We start from the raw sequence: 14889 nt of genomic DNA, 5'->3' as shown, positions 1-14889 counted from the left end.
GGAGCGGAAAAGCGGGTTAGGAAACCGAGCCCTTCACCTCGAGCCGGTTGTCGACCGAGGTCACGCCCTGCACGCCCTTGGCGATCTGCTCGGCGCGCTCCTTGGCGGCGGCGCTGGGCGCGGGCCCCTGCAGGCTCACGGCGCCGGCCTTGGTATCGACGTCGATCTTGATGGCGCTGAGGTCGGGATCCTTCGCCAGGCCGGCCGAAACAGCGGCGGTGATGGCGGCATCGTCCACCGTGTTCGCCACGGCGCTGCCGGCGTCCTTCACGGCTTCCTTCGCATTGGCCGCACCGTCCTTCACGCTCTGCGAATCGATCTTGGCCTTGGCCTCCTCGGCCATCTGCACGGTCTTGTCGCGCGCGGTGTCGACGGCCTGGCCCGTGCGCGCCACCGCGCTGTCGAGCTTCTCGCCGGCGGTGCGGCCATCGTTCTTGTCGCAGGCGGCCAGCGCGAGGCTGCCGCCGGCGATCGCGAGCACGGCAAGCCAGGTGCGCGTGCGCGAAGCGGACGGCTGTATCGAAATGGTCATGGGGACCTCCACGTCGATGGAATGAAAAGAAAAATGGCTGCGCGCCCGCGGGCCGCAGCCATGTTGCATCAGAGCTTGTCGGCGCCGGACTTGATGGCGTCCTTGGCCTTTTCCTTCACGTCGCCGTAGGTGCTCTGCACCTTGCCGGCGGCCTGGTCGGCAACGCCCTCGCCCTGGAGCTTCTCGTTGCCGACGACCTTGCCGGTGACTTCCTTGATCTTGCCCTTGGCCTGGTCGACGCGGCCTTCCACTTGGTCCTTGTTCATTGCGATGTCCTTCCTGATGCGGTCACGAAGCGCCCGGAGACCGGGCGCATGAGCCGGCGGCTCATGACTTCAATCTAGCGACGGGACAGGAGAACGCCGCCACGACGGCGGCGCGAAGCGCTGTAGGACAACCGGGCCCGGCCGGGGTCAGGCGGAGACGATCCAGCCCTCGAGCGGATCGATGTCCGTCGGCAGCCCATAGCCAGGGCCCGCGCTGTCCGCGCGCCGCAGGCCCCAGGCGGCCTGCACCAGGCACAGCACGGCGTCGAGGTCGTCGCCGCGCGGGTCATCGAGCAGTTCGCGCCGCTGCCCGGCCGAGAGCACGAGGCGCAGGCCGAGCCGCGTGCGGCCCGCTTCGAGCGCGGCCAGCAGCTCGGCCCGCGCGTCGCGGCGCTCGGGCGTCTGCTTGGCGAGATCGTCGCTCTTGTAGCTGCGGCGCCCGACCAGCTCGCGCGCCAGCAGCCCGGGATAGGCCTCGAGCGCCACCCGGTCGACCGGCCGCGCCGCGCGCAGCCCCGGCAGATGGGCGCCGGCCGCGAGCAGCGGCGGCACGCCGGCATGCAGCATGAAGGCCACCGGCGGATTGACCCACTTCATCGACGGGCTCGAGCCCGCGGGCCCATCGGTGGCGCGGTGCGCGAACTTGCCGCCCACGGGACGCGCGGCGCAGAAGGCGGCGAAGGTCTCGCGGATTTCGGCGCGGGTGAGCGCGGCGTAGTGCGCGATCAGCGGCTCGAAGTGCAGCGGCCAGCCCAGGTGCTCGACCAGCTCGCGCGGCAGGCTGAACGGGAAGTCGAAGCCGCCGACCCCAGGCCGGCGTGGCGTGCAGCCAGCGGCTCCAGGCCTCGAGCGTGGCAAAGCGCTGCAGGCCGTGCAGCGCAACCGCGTCATCGGACGCCGGCTCGCCGGTGGCCACCACGATCGGCTTGCGCGCGGTCGGCGCGCTCGAAAAGTCGCAGCCGAACAGCACCACCGGGGCCGGCTGCGTCGCGCCCATGGCTCAGCCCAGCGCGAGCGCCACCACGCCCGCCGCGATGAAGAGCGCGCCCAGCAGGCGCAGCAGCCGGTCGCCCTCGCGCAGCAGGTGGCCGCCGATCAGCGCGGCGAACAGCATCGACACCTCGCGCGCGGGCGCCACGTGCGAGATCGGCGCCTGCTGCACCGCGTAGAGCACCAGCACGTACGACACCGGACTCACGGCCGCCACCACCAGCGCGTACTTCCATTGCGCGCGCCACATGCGCGCGGTGGTGGCGCGGTCGTGCAGCGCGGCCGGCAGCAGCAGCACCAGCCGCACGAGGTTGCCGAAGTAGTCGAGCAGGATCGGCGACATCGCGAGGAACTTGACGGCGTAGCTGTCGGCCACGGTGTAGGCCGCGATGAAGCCGCCGGTCAGAAAGCCGTAGCGGATGCCCTTGTGCACGCGCTCGCGCTGCGCCGGGTCGTGCGCCTTGTGCCAGAGCTTGGGGCCGCCCGCGACCAGGAACACGCCACCCACCACGCCCACGATGCCCGCCACGCCCACGAGGCTGATCTTCTCGCCGAGGAACAGCACCGCCACCAGCGAAGACAGCAACGGCCCCGAGCCCCGTGCCAGCGGATAGACCACCGTGAGGTCCGACTTGCGGTAGCCGCGCAGCAGCACGATGAAATAGAAGATGTGCAGCACGCCGCTGAGCACGACGAAGCCCCACTCGGTCGCGCCCCAGTGGGGCACCACGTTCCAGCCCAGCACGATGCCCACGGGCGCCCAGATGAGCATGTTGAACACGCTGGTCTGGAAGCTGAAGCGCACGTCGCCGTTGGCCTTCTTGGCGACGATGTTCCAGCCGCATGGATGAGCCCTGCGAGCAGGATCAGCGCGAATGCGGAAAGAGGCACGGGATCAGGTCAGGACAATCGCTCGCCCGCCGGCCGGCGGGCCATGAAAAGGGGGCCAAGGCCCCCGACTCGTTCTTTCAGTGGCGCCCGACGATGGCCGCCGTGGCCATCAGCTCCTCGAGCAGCGCCAGCGAGACCTTGCCCGAGACCTTGTACGGGTCGAGCTCGGGCTTCTCGGAATACTTCAGCAGCGTGGAGGCGTTGAGCTTGGAGAGGTTGACCTGCCCCATGGTCCAGCCGCCGAAGCGGCGCTCGAAGATTTCCTCGTAGTGCAGCAGCACCACGTCCTTGTGGCGCGCATCGCGCTGGATGTGGCCGTAGAGCTCGCTGATCGCCATGCGGCCGCCTTCGATCGCCTGCAGGAAGGTGCCGCCGCCGTAGCAGAGGATGCCCGTGATGCCGCAGGCCGTGTTGTGCGAGCGCGATTGCGTGAGGATCGCCTCGATGGCCGCGGGGCTGGTGTCGACGGCGCGGCTGGCGTAGAGGAGTCGGACCAGCATGTCAGCTCTTTCGAGGCAGGAGGGAGAGGAATTCGCGGCGCAGGCTCGGGTCCTTGAGGAACACGCCGCGCATCACGGAATTGATCATTTTGCTGTCCATTTCCTTCACGCCGCGCCAGGCCATGCAGAAGTGCTCGGCCTCGACCACCAGGGCCAGACCGTCCGGCTGGGTCTTCTCCTGGATCAGGTCGGCCAGCTGCACCACGGCTTCTTCCTGGATCTGCGGACGCCCCATCACCCATTCGGCGAGGCGCGCGTACTTCGACAGGCCGATGACGTTGGTGTGCTCGTTGGGCATCACGCCGATCCAGAGCTTGCCGATGATCGGGCAGAAATGGTGCGAGCAGGCGCTGCGCACCGTGATCGGGCCGACGATCATCAGCTCGTTGAGGTGCTCGGCATTCGGGAATTCGGTCAGCGAGGGCGGCGGCACGTAGCGGCCGCGGAACACCTCGTTGACGTACATCTTCGCCACGCGCCGCGCCGTGTTGTCGGTGTTGTGGTCGTTCTCGATGTCGATGACCAGGCTCTCGAGCACGCCCTTCATCTTGACCTCGACCTCGTCGAGCAGGGCCTCGAGTTCGCCCGGCTGGATGAACTCGGCGATGTTGTCGTTGGCGTTGAAGCGCCGGCGCGCCGCGTTCAGGCGTTCGCGGATCTTCACGGAGACGGGCGTGCCCTCGTCGTCGTCTTTGGGAACGGGGAGCGTGTCCACTTCGGTTTTCCTCAGCATCGGGCCATCGTACCAGTGAATGCATGCCCGCCGTTCGGGCCGCGAATGCCCGTACCTTCTGCGGGCCTTGCTATCAATTCGGCAGCAAGAAATCGGTGACCAGCGGCAGGTGATCCGACATGCGGGCCCAGATCGGGCCGCGCGGCACGCTGCTGGTCAGCGGTTCGATCTCGCGGCCGTAGATGAAATCGAGCTGCGCCACCGGCAGCCGCGAGGGATAAGGTCAGCGTGCGCGGGCCGCGCAGGTCGCTGGTGTCGCGCAGGCCCATGGCGTTCATCGCGTAGCGCATGCGCGCGCCCCAATCGTTGAAGTCGCCGGCCACCACCACCGGCTCGCCGTTCGGCACCTCGCGCTCGATGAATTCGCGCAGCCGCGCCACCTGCCGCACGCGGCTGCCCTTGATGAGCCCCAGGTGCACCACGATGGCGTGCACCGGCCGCCCTTCGACCTCCATCACCACGTGCAGCAGGCCGCGCTGCTCGAAGCGGTGGTCGGAGATGTCCTGGTGGTTGGTGCGCAGCACCGGCCAGCGCGTGAGCAGCGCGTTGCCGTGCTCGCCGTGGCGAGTGATGGCATTGGTCTCGTAGACCGCCGTGTAGCCCTCGGGCGCGAGGAAATCGGCCTGCGGCAGCTCGGGCCAGCGCGGAAAGCGCACCGCCGCCTGGCGGTTCATCTTGCGCACTTCCTGCAGGCAGACGATGTCGGCGTCGAGCTGCTCGATCGCGTGGCCGAGGTTGTGGATCTCGAGCCGCCGCGCGGGGCCGATGCCCTGCACCCCCTTGTGGATGTTGTAGGTGGCGACCCGGAAGTTGGGCGTCTGCGAGTTCATCGCGCAAATTCTGGCAGCAACAGAATGGCTTCGGCGTTCGATGGGGAAAAGCAGGCATCGGCGGCCTCGCGGTAGGGCAGCCAGCGCCAGTCGGTGTGCTCGCGCGGCGCCAGCACCGGCACCACGCGCTCGGGCACGCACAGGCCGAACAGGTGCTCGGTGTTGTGCGTGACGCCCGGCGCATAGCGCGCACGCCAGCGCGGATAGATCTCGTAGACGTTGCGCAGGCCCCAGTCGACCAGCCGCGCCGCGAGCGCACTGCCCTGCCCGCACAGGATGCCGGTCTCCTCCGCGACCTCACGCGCGGCCGTGAGCGCCAGCGGCTCGTCCTCCGCGTCCTTGCTGCCGGTGACCGACTGCCAGAACTCGGTCTCGGCGTCGGCACGGCGGATCAGCAGCACGTCGAGGGCGGGCGTGTGGATCACGACCAGCACGGACTGGGGGATCTTGAAGGGACGGGTGCTCACACGCCGCTGATGATCGCGTCCAGCGCGGCCACCAGATCATTCGAAGCCATGCGCACATTGCCCATCGCAGGGCCGAGGTCCTTGACGCGAAAAGGCGTGGTCATCTGCGGCAATGCGAAGAAGGTTTGCCCCTCCCACGACACGGAAGGACATAGGCGGGGGGCGTCTTGAGCGGCAGATGCTTCTGCGTGGTCAGGGGTATGACCAGCCGGGTCGGCAACATGGCCAGCAGGTCACTCTGGATGTCGATGCACCACGGAAACGCATCGCGCTGCCCCTTGACGGGATTGGCGTGGATGTCGAACTGCGCCACGGCCCGTGTCACCAGGGACGAAGTTCTTCGCCGAAGACACCGTGCTTCTCGACCAGCTCGTGCTGGGCGTCGATCCATTCCTTGTATTGCGCGTTGAATTCGCGCTTGCGCTGCGTCGTCGACTTCTGCTGCTCCAGCGCCTCGAGTTCGGCATAGCGCGCGGCCGAAACGAGAACGACCGCCACGCGGTCGTTCTTCATCACATGCACCGGCTCACGCTCGGCCTGGCCGAGGTAGTAGCCGAATCGGTTCTTGGCTTCGGTGGCGGTGATCTGCATGGCTGGCTCCCGGGGAGTGATTAGCCATTTTAGCCACCGCCCTCCTCAGGGCAAGCGCCGACGATCGGGCCGCCGATCAGGCCGCCTGCTGCGGCTGCACGTTGCGCAGCCGGATGTGCAGTTCGCGCAGCTGCTTCTCGTCGACCGGGCTCGGCGCCTGCGTCAGCAGGTCCTGCGCGCGCTGGGTCTTCGGGAAGGCGATCACGTCGCGGATCGACTCGGCGCCGGTCATCAGCATGACGAGGCGGTCCAGGCCGATGGCGATGCCGCCGTGCGGCGGGGCGCCGTACTGCAGCGCGTCGAGCAGGAAGCCGAACTTCAGCTGCGCGTCTTCCGCGCTGATCTTGAGCGCGCGGAACACCTTGCTCTGCACTTCCTCGCGGTGGATACGCACCGAACCGCCGCCCATCTCGATGCCGTTGAGCACCATGTCGTAGGCCTTGGCGATGCACTTCTCGGGCGCGGTGTCCATGAGGTCCTCATGGCCGTCCTTCGGCGCGGTGAACGGATGGTGCACGGCGCTCCAGCGCTGGCCTTCCTCGTCGAACTCGAACATCGGGAAGTCCACCACCCACAGCGGTGCCCAGCGGTCGTCGAACAGGCCGCTCTTCTTGCCGAAGGCGCTGTGGCCGATCTTCACGCGCAGCGCGCCGATGGCGTCGTTGACCACCTTCTCCTTGTCGGCGCCGAAGAACAGGATGTCGCCGTTGCGCGCGCCGGTGCGGGCGATGATCTCGGCCAACGCGTTGTCGTCGAGGTTCTTCACGATCGGGCTCTGCAGGCCCTCGCGGCCCGCGGCCGCGTCGTTGATCTTGATGTAGGCCAGGCCCTTGGCGCCGTAGATCTTCACGAACTCCTGGTAGGCGTCGATCTCGCCGCGCGACAGGCCGCCCTCGGCACCGCCGCCGGGCACGCGCAGCGCGACCACGCGGCCGCCCTTCATCGTGGCGGCGTTCGAGAACACCTTGAATTCCACGCGCTTCATGAGCTCGGTGAGTTCGGTGAATTCGAGCTTCACGCGCAGGTCGGGCTTGTCCGAGCCGTACTTGAACATCGCCTCGCCGTAGGTCATGGTCGGGAACACCGGCAGCTCGATGCCCGCGGCATTGCGGAACACGTTGCGGATCATGCCTTCGAACATCTCGCGGATCTCTTCCTCGGCAAGGAACGAGGTCTCGATGTCGATCTGCGTGAATTCGGGCTGGCGGTCGGCGCGCAGGTCCTCGTCGCGGAAGCACTTGACGATCTGGTAGTAGCGGTCGTAGCCGGCCACCATCAGCAACTGCTTGAACAGCTGCGGCGACTGCGGCAGCGCGAAGAAGCTGCCGTCGTGCACGCGGCTGGGCACCAGGTAGTCGCGCGCGCCTTCGGGCGTGGACTTGCCGAGCATCGGGGTCTCGATGTCGATGAAGCCGTTGGCGTCGAGGAACTTGCGCGTTTCCATCGTCACCTTGTAGCGCAGCATCAGGTTGCGCTGCATCGCGGGGCGGCGCAGGTCCAGCACGCGGTGCGTGAGGCGCGTGGTTTCCGACAGGTTGTCGTCGTCCAGCAGGAACGGCGGCGTGACCGAGGGGTTGAGCACCTTGAGCTCGTGCGCCAGCACTTCGATCTTGCCGCTCTTGAGCTGGTCGTTGGTGGTGCCTTCGGGGCGTGCGCGCACCAGGCCCGTGATCTGCACGCAGAACTCGTTGCGCAGGTTCTCGGCGACGGCGAAGGTCGAGGCGCGATCGGGGTCGCACACCACCTGCACGTAGCCTTCGCGGTCGCGCACGTCGATGAAGATCACGCCGCCGTGGTCGCGGCGACGGTTGACCCAGCCGCAAAGGGTGACGGTCTGGCCCAACAGGGCTTCGGTCACGAGACCGCAATAGTGAGTACGCATGGCCATGGCTAGATTCCGGCGCCGTTGCGGCGCGTTCGTTTTTATGGGTTGGACGGTTTGGTCGCCGCGATGCTGGCGGGGCTGCCGGGAACGACGACCCCCATCGAGACGATGTACTTGAGCGCCTCGTCCACGCTCATCCGGAGCTCGATGCAGTCGCTGCGCTTGAGCATCACGAAATAGCCGCCCGTGGGATTGGGCGTGGTGGGCACGTAGACGCTGAGGAACTCCTCGTTGCCCAGGTGTTCCGCGACCTCGTTGCCGGGCGCGCCGGTGACGAAGGCGATGGTCCACACGCCCTCGCGCGGCCACTGCACCAGCACCGCGGTGCGAAAGGCGTTGCCGTTCTCGGAGAACAGCGTGTCGGACACCTGCTTGACGCTCGAGTAGATCGAGCGCACCACAGGAATGCGGCGCACCACGGCGTCGCCCCAGCCGAGCAGGCGCTTGCCGACGAAATTGCTCGCGGCCGCGCCCACCACCAGCAGAATCGCCAGCGTGAGCAGCACGCCCAGGCCGCGCACCCGGTGGTCGCTGAGCCAGACCTGCCACTGCTCGGGCAGCAGCCACAGCGTCTGGTCGAGCGTGCCGATGATCCAGTTCAGCACGCCGAGCGTGATGACCAGCGGCACGATCACCAGCAGGCCGGACAGCAACCATTTGCGCAGGGCGAGCATCGGGAGGTTTCTTCTCAGGGGGCGGCGGGCGGTTCGGGCGCCTCAGTCCGTGCTCTTGGCGGCCGGCGCGGGGGCCGGCGCGGGCGCGGGCGCCGGGCTGGGCGCGGCGGCGGGCGCTTCGGCGGACTTGACGGCACCGTCGCCCGAAGCGGCCGGCGCGGTGGCGGCTTCGGACTTCTTGCCGCCGCCGTCACGGAAGTCGGTCACGTACCAGCCCGAGCCCTTGAGCTGGAACCCGGCCGCCGTGACCTGCTTTTCGAACGCGCTCGCGCCGCATGCCGGACACACCGTGAGCGGCGGATCGGACATCTTCTGCAGGGCATCCTTGGCGAAGCCGCAGGCGCTGCACTTGTAGGCGTAGATGGGCATGGGAAATCGAGTGGGGAAAGCGGCCAGGCGGCCGCTCGCAAAGCCCTCGATTATAGGGGCGCCCCCCGGCCGGCCGACGCCCGGGGATTGCGCCCGGCGCGAGATTCAGGCCGTTTCGGTCGCCAGCGGGCGGTGCGGCGTGTGAGTGTTCACCACCCATTGCGGCGCCAGCGAGCCGAGCACCATGCCCGCGAACGAGGCCAGCACGCCCGCGAGCTGGGCCGGGAACACCGCGCCCCAGGGCATCGCCATGAACAGCAGCCAGGTGCCGATGCCGAACAGGATCGCGGCGATCGCGCCCTGGGTGGTGGCGCGCTTCCAGTAGAGGCCGAACACCAGCGGGACGAAGGCCCCGACCAGCGGCACCTGGTAGGCGCCCGAGACCAGTTCGTAGATCGGCGTGCCCTGCATGCGGATCGCGTAGGCCAGCACCGCGGCGCTGAAAAGCAGCACCGTGATGCGCATGGTCCGGAGGTTCTCGCGGTCGGTGCCCGCGGGGCGGAACTGGCGCCAGATGTTCTCGGTGAAGGTGACGCTGGGCGCCAGCAGGGTGGCCGAGGCGGTCGACTTGATGGCCGACAGCAGCGCGCCGAAGAACAGCACCTGCATCACGAACGGCATCTTCTCGAGCACCAGCGTGGGCAGCACCTTCTGCGGATCCTCCTTGAGCAGCGTGGCGGTCTGCTCCGGCATGATCAGGAGCGCGCTGGCCACGAGGAACATCGGCACGAAGGCGAACAGGATGTACGCCAGGCCGCCGATCACCGGGCCGCGCGTGGCCGCCTTGACGCTGTTGGCCGACATCACGCGCTGGAACACGTCCTGCTGCGGGATCGAGCCGAGCATCATGGTGATGGCGGCCGCGAAGAAGAAGACCATGTCGTGCCAGTTGGGCTCGGGCCAGAACTTGAACAGGTCCTTGCTGACCGCGAAGGCGACCACCTTGTCGGCGCCGCCGGCCATGTTGCCCGCGAACATCGCGATGATGGCCAGGCCGGCCACCAGGATGATCATCTGGATGAAGTCGGTGACCGCCACCGACCACATGCCGCCGAACAGCGTGTAGGCCAGGATCGAGACCACGCCGATCACCATGCCGGTCGACAGCCCGATGGCGCCGCCCGAGAGCACGTTGAACACCAGGCCCAGCGCCGTGACCTGCGCCGAGACCCAGCCCAGGTAGCTCAGCATGATGATCAGCGTGCAGGCCACCTCCACGCCGCGTCCGTAGCGCTCGCGGTAGTAGTCGCTGATGGTCAGCAGCGTCATGCGGTAGAGCTTGCCCGCGAAGAACAGGCCCACGAGGATCAGGCAGGTGCCGGCGCCGAACGGGTCCTCGACCACGCCGTTGAGGCCGCCCTCGATGAACTTGGCCGGGATGCCCAGCACCGTCTCGGAACCGAACCAGGTCGCGAAGGTGGTCGTGACGATCATGAAGAGCGGCAGGTGCCGCCCGGCGATCGCGAAGTCGGTGGTGTTCTTCACGCGCCGGGCCGCATACAGGCCGATGGCGATGGTGAGCAACAGATAGACGATGACCAGGGTCAGCAGCACGTCAGGTTCTCCTCTTTCCTCGATTCCAAGGCAGCACGCCCATCTTTTCCGGGCCGTGGCGGCCAGCGCCACGGTTCAGATGATTTGAACGCGCACCAGCAGCTGCATGGCCAGCAGACCCAATACAAAACCTATGCCACCGTAGACGATCGACTGGAGCAACCGGTTGGTGCGCTTCTGCGCGGCCAGCAGCTCCAGCAACTCGCGCCGGTGGTCGGGCGGCCGATTCTCCAGGAAATCGTGCAGCAGGCGCGGCAATTCCGGCAACAGCTTGGCGTATCGCGGCGCCTCGTCCTTGAGCTGCTGGAACAGCTTCTTGGGGCCGATCTGGTCGACCATCCACTTCTCGAGGAAGGGCTTGGCCGTATGCCAGAGGTCGAGCTCGGGGATCGAGCTGGCGACCCAGCCCCTCGATGTTGAGCAGCGTCTTCTGCAGCAGCACCAGCTGCGGCTGGATCTCGACGTGGAAGCGGCGCGAGGTCTGGAACAGCCGCATCAGCACCATGCCGAGCGAGATCTCCCTGAGCGGCCGGTCGAAGTAGGGTTCGCAGACGGTGCGGATCGCGGCCTCGAGCTCGTCGATGCGCGTGCCCTCGGGCACCCAGCCGCTCTCGAGGTGCAGCTCGGCCACGCGCTTGTAGTCGCGCCGGAAGAAGGCCACGAAGTTCTGCGCCAGGTACTCCTTGTCGGACTCGGTGAGCGTGCCGATGATCCCGAAGTCCAGCGAGATGTAGCGCCCGAAGGTCTGGGGCTCGAGGCTGACCTGGATGTTGCCCGGGTGCATGTCGGCATGGAAGAAGCCGTCGCGGAACACCTGGGTGAAGAAGATGGTGACGCCGTCGCGCGCGAGCTTCGGGATGTCGACGCCGGCGGCGCGCAGCCGCTCGAGCTGCGCGATCGGCACGCCCTTCATGCGCTCCATCACGATCACCTCGGGATGGCAGAAGTCCCAGAACATCTCGGGAATCAGCACCAGGTCGAGCGAGGCCATGTTGCGGCGCAGCTGCGCGGCGTTGGCGGCCTCGCGCACCAGGTCGAGCTCGTCGTGCAGGTACTTGTCGAACTCGGCCACCACCTCGCGCGGCTTGAGCCGCTTGCCGTCGGGCGAGAGCTTCTCGACCCAGCCGGCCATCATGGCCATCAGGCCCAGGTCCTTCTCGATCACGCCGCGCATGTTGGGGCGCAGCACCTTGACCGCCACCTCGCGCAGCTGGCCGTCGCTGGTGCGGATGGTCGCGAAGTGCACCTGCGCGATCGAGGCGCTCGCGATCGGCGTTTCGTCGAACTGCACGAACACGTCGCTCACCGGCCGGCGGAACGCGCGCTCGATGGTCGCCACGGCCACCGCCGAGGGGAACGGCGGCACGCGGTCCTGCAGGAAGGTGAGCTCGTCGGCGATGTCGGGCGGCAGCAGGTCGCGCCGCGTGGAGAGCACCTGGCCGAACTTGACGAAGATCGGGCCCAGCCGCTCGAGCGCCTCGCGCAGGCGCTGGCCGCGCGGTGCGTCGAGCCGGCGGCCGAAGGAGACGATGCGTGCGACCACGCGCAGCCAGGGCTTCTGGAAGCTCGTGAGCACGAGCTCGTCGAGGCCGTAGCGCAGCGCGACCCAGACGATGAAGAGGCTGCGATAGAAGCGGCTCATTCGGCGGCGCCCGCCGAACCGATACCGGATCTGCCGGCCGCCGCGCGGTTGCCCACGAACTGGCGCAACGCGCCCACCACGCGCCGCACCGCATTGCCGATGGCATGCGCGGGCACGTCGCCGATCACGCGCGCGAGGTCGTCCTCGACGTCCCAGCGCACGTGGTCGACCAGCCAGTTGACCTCGGCCGCGAGCTGCACGTCGCCCACGATCTGCACCGAGGGCTTGTCGCCGCGCAGCGTGGCGCGCGCGATCTCGAAGGGGTTGTCATCGATGACCGACAGCGTGAGCTCGGGCAGCGAGCCCGGCGGCGCCAGGTCGAGCAGGCCGGCGGGCGTGGCCACCAGCTCCATCGTGACGAAGCGCCACTGGAAGCGCACCACGCGGCCCTGCTGGCGCACCAGCCGCTGCTGGGCCTCGGGCTCCTGCTGCAGCACGTGGTTGAAGAACAGCACGGCGCGGTGCTGGATCTCGTGCACGGCCCAGGGCGGCGGCTGCAGGCGCTCGCCGACGCGATTGAACAGGTCGCCGAGCAAAGAAAAAGGGGACGATGGTGTGGCCATGGTCCCCGATTATCCTTTCTGCAGGCGGCCGGGCCGCCTTCGAAGCCGCTGCTTATTGCAGGGCTTGCACGCCGGCCACGAGCCAGCCGTTGCCGCCGGTGGTCGGACGCGTCATGTTCCAGACTTCGCGGAACGGGCCCGGGCCCGCCGAGGCGTCTTCGCGGATCATGCCGGAGAACTCCACGCTGGCCATGTAGGCATCGGCCAGTTCCTCGATGCCGAGCAGCTTGGCGTCGAGCATGACCACTTCGGTCTTGTTCGACACGCCACCGGTGTGGCTGGCGCGGTCGGCGAGCTGGCTGCGGATTTCCTCGATCATCTCGTCGGTCATCATCGAACGCAGCATGGTGATGTCGGCGCGGTCCCAAGCATCCTGCAGGGTCACGAAGTTGCGCTTGGCGGCGGTCAGGAAGCCATCGACGTCGAAGCCGGCCGGGATGCCCCAGCTCTGCGAACCGGCCAGGGCCGAACCGATCATGCTGCCGCCACCGGCCGCGGCACCCGCGGACGAGAGGCTGCTGCCGTGCGAGGTCGCGGCGGGCGCGGCATCGAAGTTGGTGGCGTTGCGCTCCCACGGACGGGCCGAGGCGTCGTTGCCCACGTTGCTCGGGCTGTACTGCGCCGGCGCCGCCGGGTTGCCCGGGCCGCCCGCGCCCTGGAAGGCGAAGCCCCCCTGGCGTGCACCGGCGGGCTGCGAGCGCGACTTGATCATGCGCCACACGAACACCGCGGCCAGCACCAGCAGGCCGATCAGCAGGATGTTGCCGAAGCCCGCGCCCAGGCCCAGCGAGCTCGCGAGCCATGCGAGGCCCAGGCCCGCGGCCAGGCCGCCGAGCATGGCGCCCACGGGCGCTTCGGCGCCGCGGCGGCGGGTGCCGGCGTGGCGGGCTTGGCGGCCGCGTTGGTGGCGTTCTGTTGCGCGGGCGCGGCCGGCGGCGTGGCCTGGCGTTGCGTCACGTTCGAGGATTGGCGGCCGACGGATTTACCGCCGCCCATGCGCGCCGCATCGGCCTGGATGCTGACGAGCGCGAGTGCGCCAGCCAGAAGCAAAGTACTCAAACTCTTCATAAGGTCTCCTCTCGAACGAAATCTCGTCTGATCAACACTTGATTCCAACATGGAGGGCGACCACGCCACCCGTCATGTTGTGATAGTCCACATGCCCGAAACCGCCCTCTTTCATGAGGGACTTGAGCTCGTCCTGGCCCGGATGCATGCGGATCGATTCGGCCAGGTAGCGGTAGCTCGCGTCGTCGCCCGCCACCACCTTGCCCAGGCGCGGCAGCACGTTGAAGGAGTACCAGTCGTAGACCTTCTCGAGCGGCTTCGCGACCTTCGAGAACTCGAGCACCAGCAGCTTGCCGCGCGGCTTGAGCACGCGATTCATCTCCTTGAGCGCGACGTCCTTGTGCGTCATGTTGCGCAGACCGAAGGCGACGGTGACGACGTCGAAGTGGTCGTCGGGGAACGGCAGCTTCTCGGCGTCGCAGACCGTGGTGGGCAGCACCACGCCGGCGTCGAGCAGGCGGTCGCGGCCGGTGCGCAGCATGGCTTCGTTGATGTCGGTGTGGACCACCTGGCCGCTGGCGCCGACCTTCTTCGCGAAGGCCAGCGCGAGGTCGCCGGTGCCACCCGCGATGTCGAGCACGCGCGAGCCCTCGCCCACGTTCGCGACCATCACGGTGTAGGCCTTCCATGCGCGGTGAAGCCCCATCGACATGAGGTCGTTCATCAGGTCGTAGCGCGTGGCGACCGAGTCGAACACGCCGCGCACGCGGCCGGCCTTCTCGCTCTCGTCGACTTTCTCGAAGCCGAAATGGGTGGTGGTCATACGACCGATGTTAGGCCGTTCGTCCTCGCATCAAGACGACGACCCCGCTGTACCGGCGGTCATTTGTTGCTTTTTCTGCAAACGCTGAGGTCTTGTAACGCCCGTCACGTCTACCGACGAAGCTATGCTTTCAATAGCAAACGCCGGTCAATGGCTGCCGCAGGCATGACCGCCCTTCTCGGCCATCGGTGCGTCACGATCGACGCCCGCTTCGGCCAGCTTCTGCTCGTAGGCGGCCCAGAGTTCGGCCTCTTGCGAACCCAACTGGTACAGCAGGTCCCACGAGTAGATGCCCGAGTCGTGCCCGTCGCTGAAGCTGGGCTGCACCGCGTAATTGCCCACGGGCGCGAGGTTCACCAGCTCGACCTCGCGCTTGCCGGTCTGCAGCACCTCCTGGCCCGGGCCGTGGCCCTGCACCTCGGCCGAGGGCGAATAGATGCGCATCAGCTCGAAGGGGATGCGGAAGGTGGCGCCGTCGGAGAAGCCCACCTCGAGCACGCGCGAGCGGCCGTGCACGGTGATCGATTGCGGCGTCGGTGCGCCCTGTGTCAAGCCTGCCATCGCGAACTCC

At 67.9% G+C, this 14889-nt stretch carries 13 protein-coding genes and 6 pseudogenes; all 19 read right to left on the bottom strand.

Translation table 11 applies throughout. The features are described from left to right. Nucleotides 1-16: 16 nt before the first annotated feature. Nucleotides 17-532: a BON domain-containing protein gene (locus ACHMXE_RS17660; protein ID WP_203202620.1), complete on the bottom strand. Its 516-nt coding sequence runs from the start codon at nt 530-532 to the stop codon at nt 17-19. Between the two features lie 68 nt (nt 533-600). Continuing rightward, nucleotides 601-798, bottom strand: coding sequence for a CsbD family protein (locus ACHMXE_RS17655; RefSeq protein WP_209541731.1), 198 nt, complete (start codon nt 796-798; stop codon nt 601-603). 147 nt (nt 799-945) lie between these two features. Then, nucleotides 946-1795 (bottom strand): annotated as a pseudogene (locus ACHMXE_RS17650) (DUF429 domain-containing protein). 3 nt (nt 1796-1798) lie between these two features. Further along, a pseudogene (locus tag ACHMXE_RS17645) lies at nt 1799-2679 on the bottom strand (EamA family transporter). 77 nt (nt 2680-2756) lie between these two features. Next, nucleotides 2757-3179, bottom strand: a complete 423-nt coding sequence (locus ACHMXE_RS17640) for a BLUF domain-containing protein (protein WP_057592051.1) — start codon at nt 3177-3179, stop codon at nt 2757-2759. A gap of 1 nt (nt 3180) precedes the next feature. Further along, nucleotides 3181-3912 carry a GTP cyclohydrolase I gene (folE, locus tag ACHMXE_RS17635; RefSeq protein WP_203202624.1) on the bottom strand — a complete coding sequence of 244 codons (732 nt, stop codon included), beginning with the start codon at nt 3910-3912 and terminating at the stop codon, nt 3181-3183. A 73-nt stretch (nt 3913-3985) separates the two neighbouring features. Next, nucleotides 3986-4742: pseudogene (locus tag ACHMXE_RS17630) on the bottom strand (endonuclease/exonuclease/phosphatase family protein). Beyond that, nucleotides 4739-5209 (bottom strand): dihydroneopterin triphosphate diphosphatase, encoded by a 471-nt coding sequence (nudB, locus tag ACHMXE_RS17625; protein WP_209541733.1) that lies wholly within the window; start codon nt 5207-5209, stop codon nt 4739-4741. The pseudogene ACHMXE_RS17630 and the gene nudB overlap by 4 nt, the downstream one beginning before the upstream one ends. Then, a pseudogene (locus ACHMXE_RS17620) lies at nt 5206-5600 on the bottom strand (CcdB family protein). Before ACHMXE_RS17620 ends, nudB begins: the two are co-directional and overlap by 4 nt. Further along, entirely contained in the window at nt 5531-5800 is a 270-nt protein-coding gene (locus ACHMXE_RS17615) for a type II toxin-antitoxin system prevent-host-death family antitoxin (RefSeq protein WP_209541735.1), read from the bottom strand. The pseudogene ACHMXE_RS17620 and the gene ACHMXE_RS17615 overlap by 70 nt, the downstream one beginning before the upstream one ends. 76 nt (nt 5801-5876) lie before the next feature. After that, a complete protein-coding gene (gene aspS / locus ACHMXE_RS17610; protein ID WP_093340982.1) occupies nt 5877-7688 on the bottom strand; it encodes an aspartate--tRNA ligase in 1812 nt (603 codons plus the stop codon). 35 nt (nt 7689-7723) lie between these two features. Then, complete coding sequence (locus ACHMXE_RS17605) at nt 7724-8359, bottom strand: DUF502 domain-containing protein (protein WP_203202629.1); 636 nt, start codon at nt 8357-8359, stop codon at nt 7724-7726. A 42-nt stretch (nt 8360-8401) separates the two neighbouring features. Then, nucleotides 8402-8728: an FmdB family zinc ribbon protein gene (locus ACHMXE_RS17600; protein ID WP_395350377.1), complete on the bottom strand. Its 327-nt coding sequence runs from the start codon at nt 8726-8728 to the stop codon at nt 8402-8404. 105 nt (nt 8729-8833) lie between these two features. Beyond that, nucleotides 8834-10282 carry a sodium:solute symporter family protein gene (locus ACHMXE_RS17595; protein ID WP_093340986.1) on the bottom strand — a complete coding sequence of 483 codons (1449 nt, stop codon included), beginning with the start codon at nt 10280-10282 and terminating at the stop codon, nt 8834-8836. A 75-nt stretch (nt 10283-10357) separates the two neighbouring features. Continuing rightward, nucleotides 10358-11924, bottom strand: a pseudogene (ubiB, locus tag ACHMXE_RS17590) (ubiquinone biosynthesis regulatory protein kinase UbiB). Then, entirely contained in the window at nt 11921-12487 is a 567-nt protein-coding gene (locus tag ACHMXE_RS17585) for a hypothetical protein (protein WP_395350376.1), read from the bottom strand. The pseudogene ubiB and the gene ACHMXE_RS17585 overlap by 4 nt, the downstream one beginning before the upstream one ends. A gap of 52 nt (nt 12488-12539) precedes the next feature. Further along, nucleotides 12540-13555 (bottom strand): annotated as a pseudogene (locus ACHMXE_RS17580) (Tim44 domain-containing protein). Between the two features lie 31 nt (nt 13556-13586). After that, nucleotides 13587-14318 (bottom strand): bifunctional demethylmenaquinone methyltransferase/2-methoxy-6-polyprenyl-1,4-benzoquinol methylase UbiE, encoded by a 732-nt coding sequence (gene ubiE, locus ACHMXE_RS17575; RefSeq protein WP_057592061.1) that lies wholly within the window; start codon nt 14316-14318, stop codon nt 13587-13589. Nucleotides 14319-14465: 147 nt separating this feature from the next. Beyond that, nucleotides 14466-14879 carry a gamma-butyrobetaine hydroxylase-like domain-containing protein gene (locus ACHMXE_RS17570; RefSeq protein ID WP_203202633.1) on the bottom strand — a complete coding sequence of 138 codons (414 nt, stop codon included), beginning with the start codon at nt 14877-14879 and terminating at the stop codon, nt 14466-14468. Between the last annotated feature and the right edge of the window lie 10 nt (nt 14880-14889).

The organism is Variovorax sp. UC122_21, from assembly GCF_044056785.1.
In the GTDB taxonomy this organism is placed as follows: domain Bacteria; phylum Pseudomonadota; class Gammaproteobacteria; order Burkholderiales; family Burkholderiaceae_C; genus Variovorax.
Note: the sequence above shows the minus strand (reverse complement) of the source record. Positions and strands in the feature narration are given on the sequence as shown.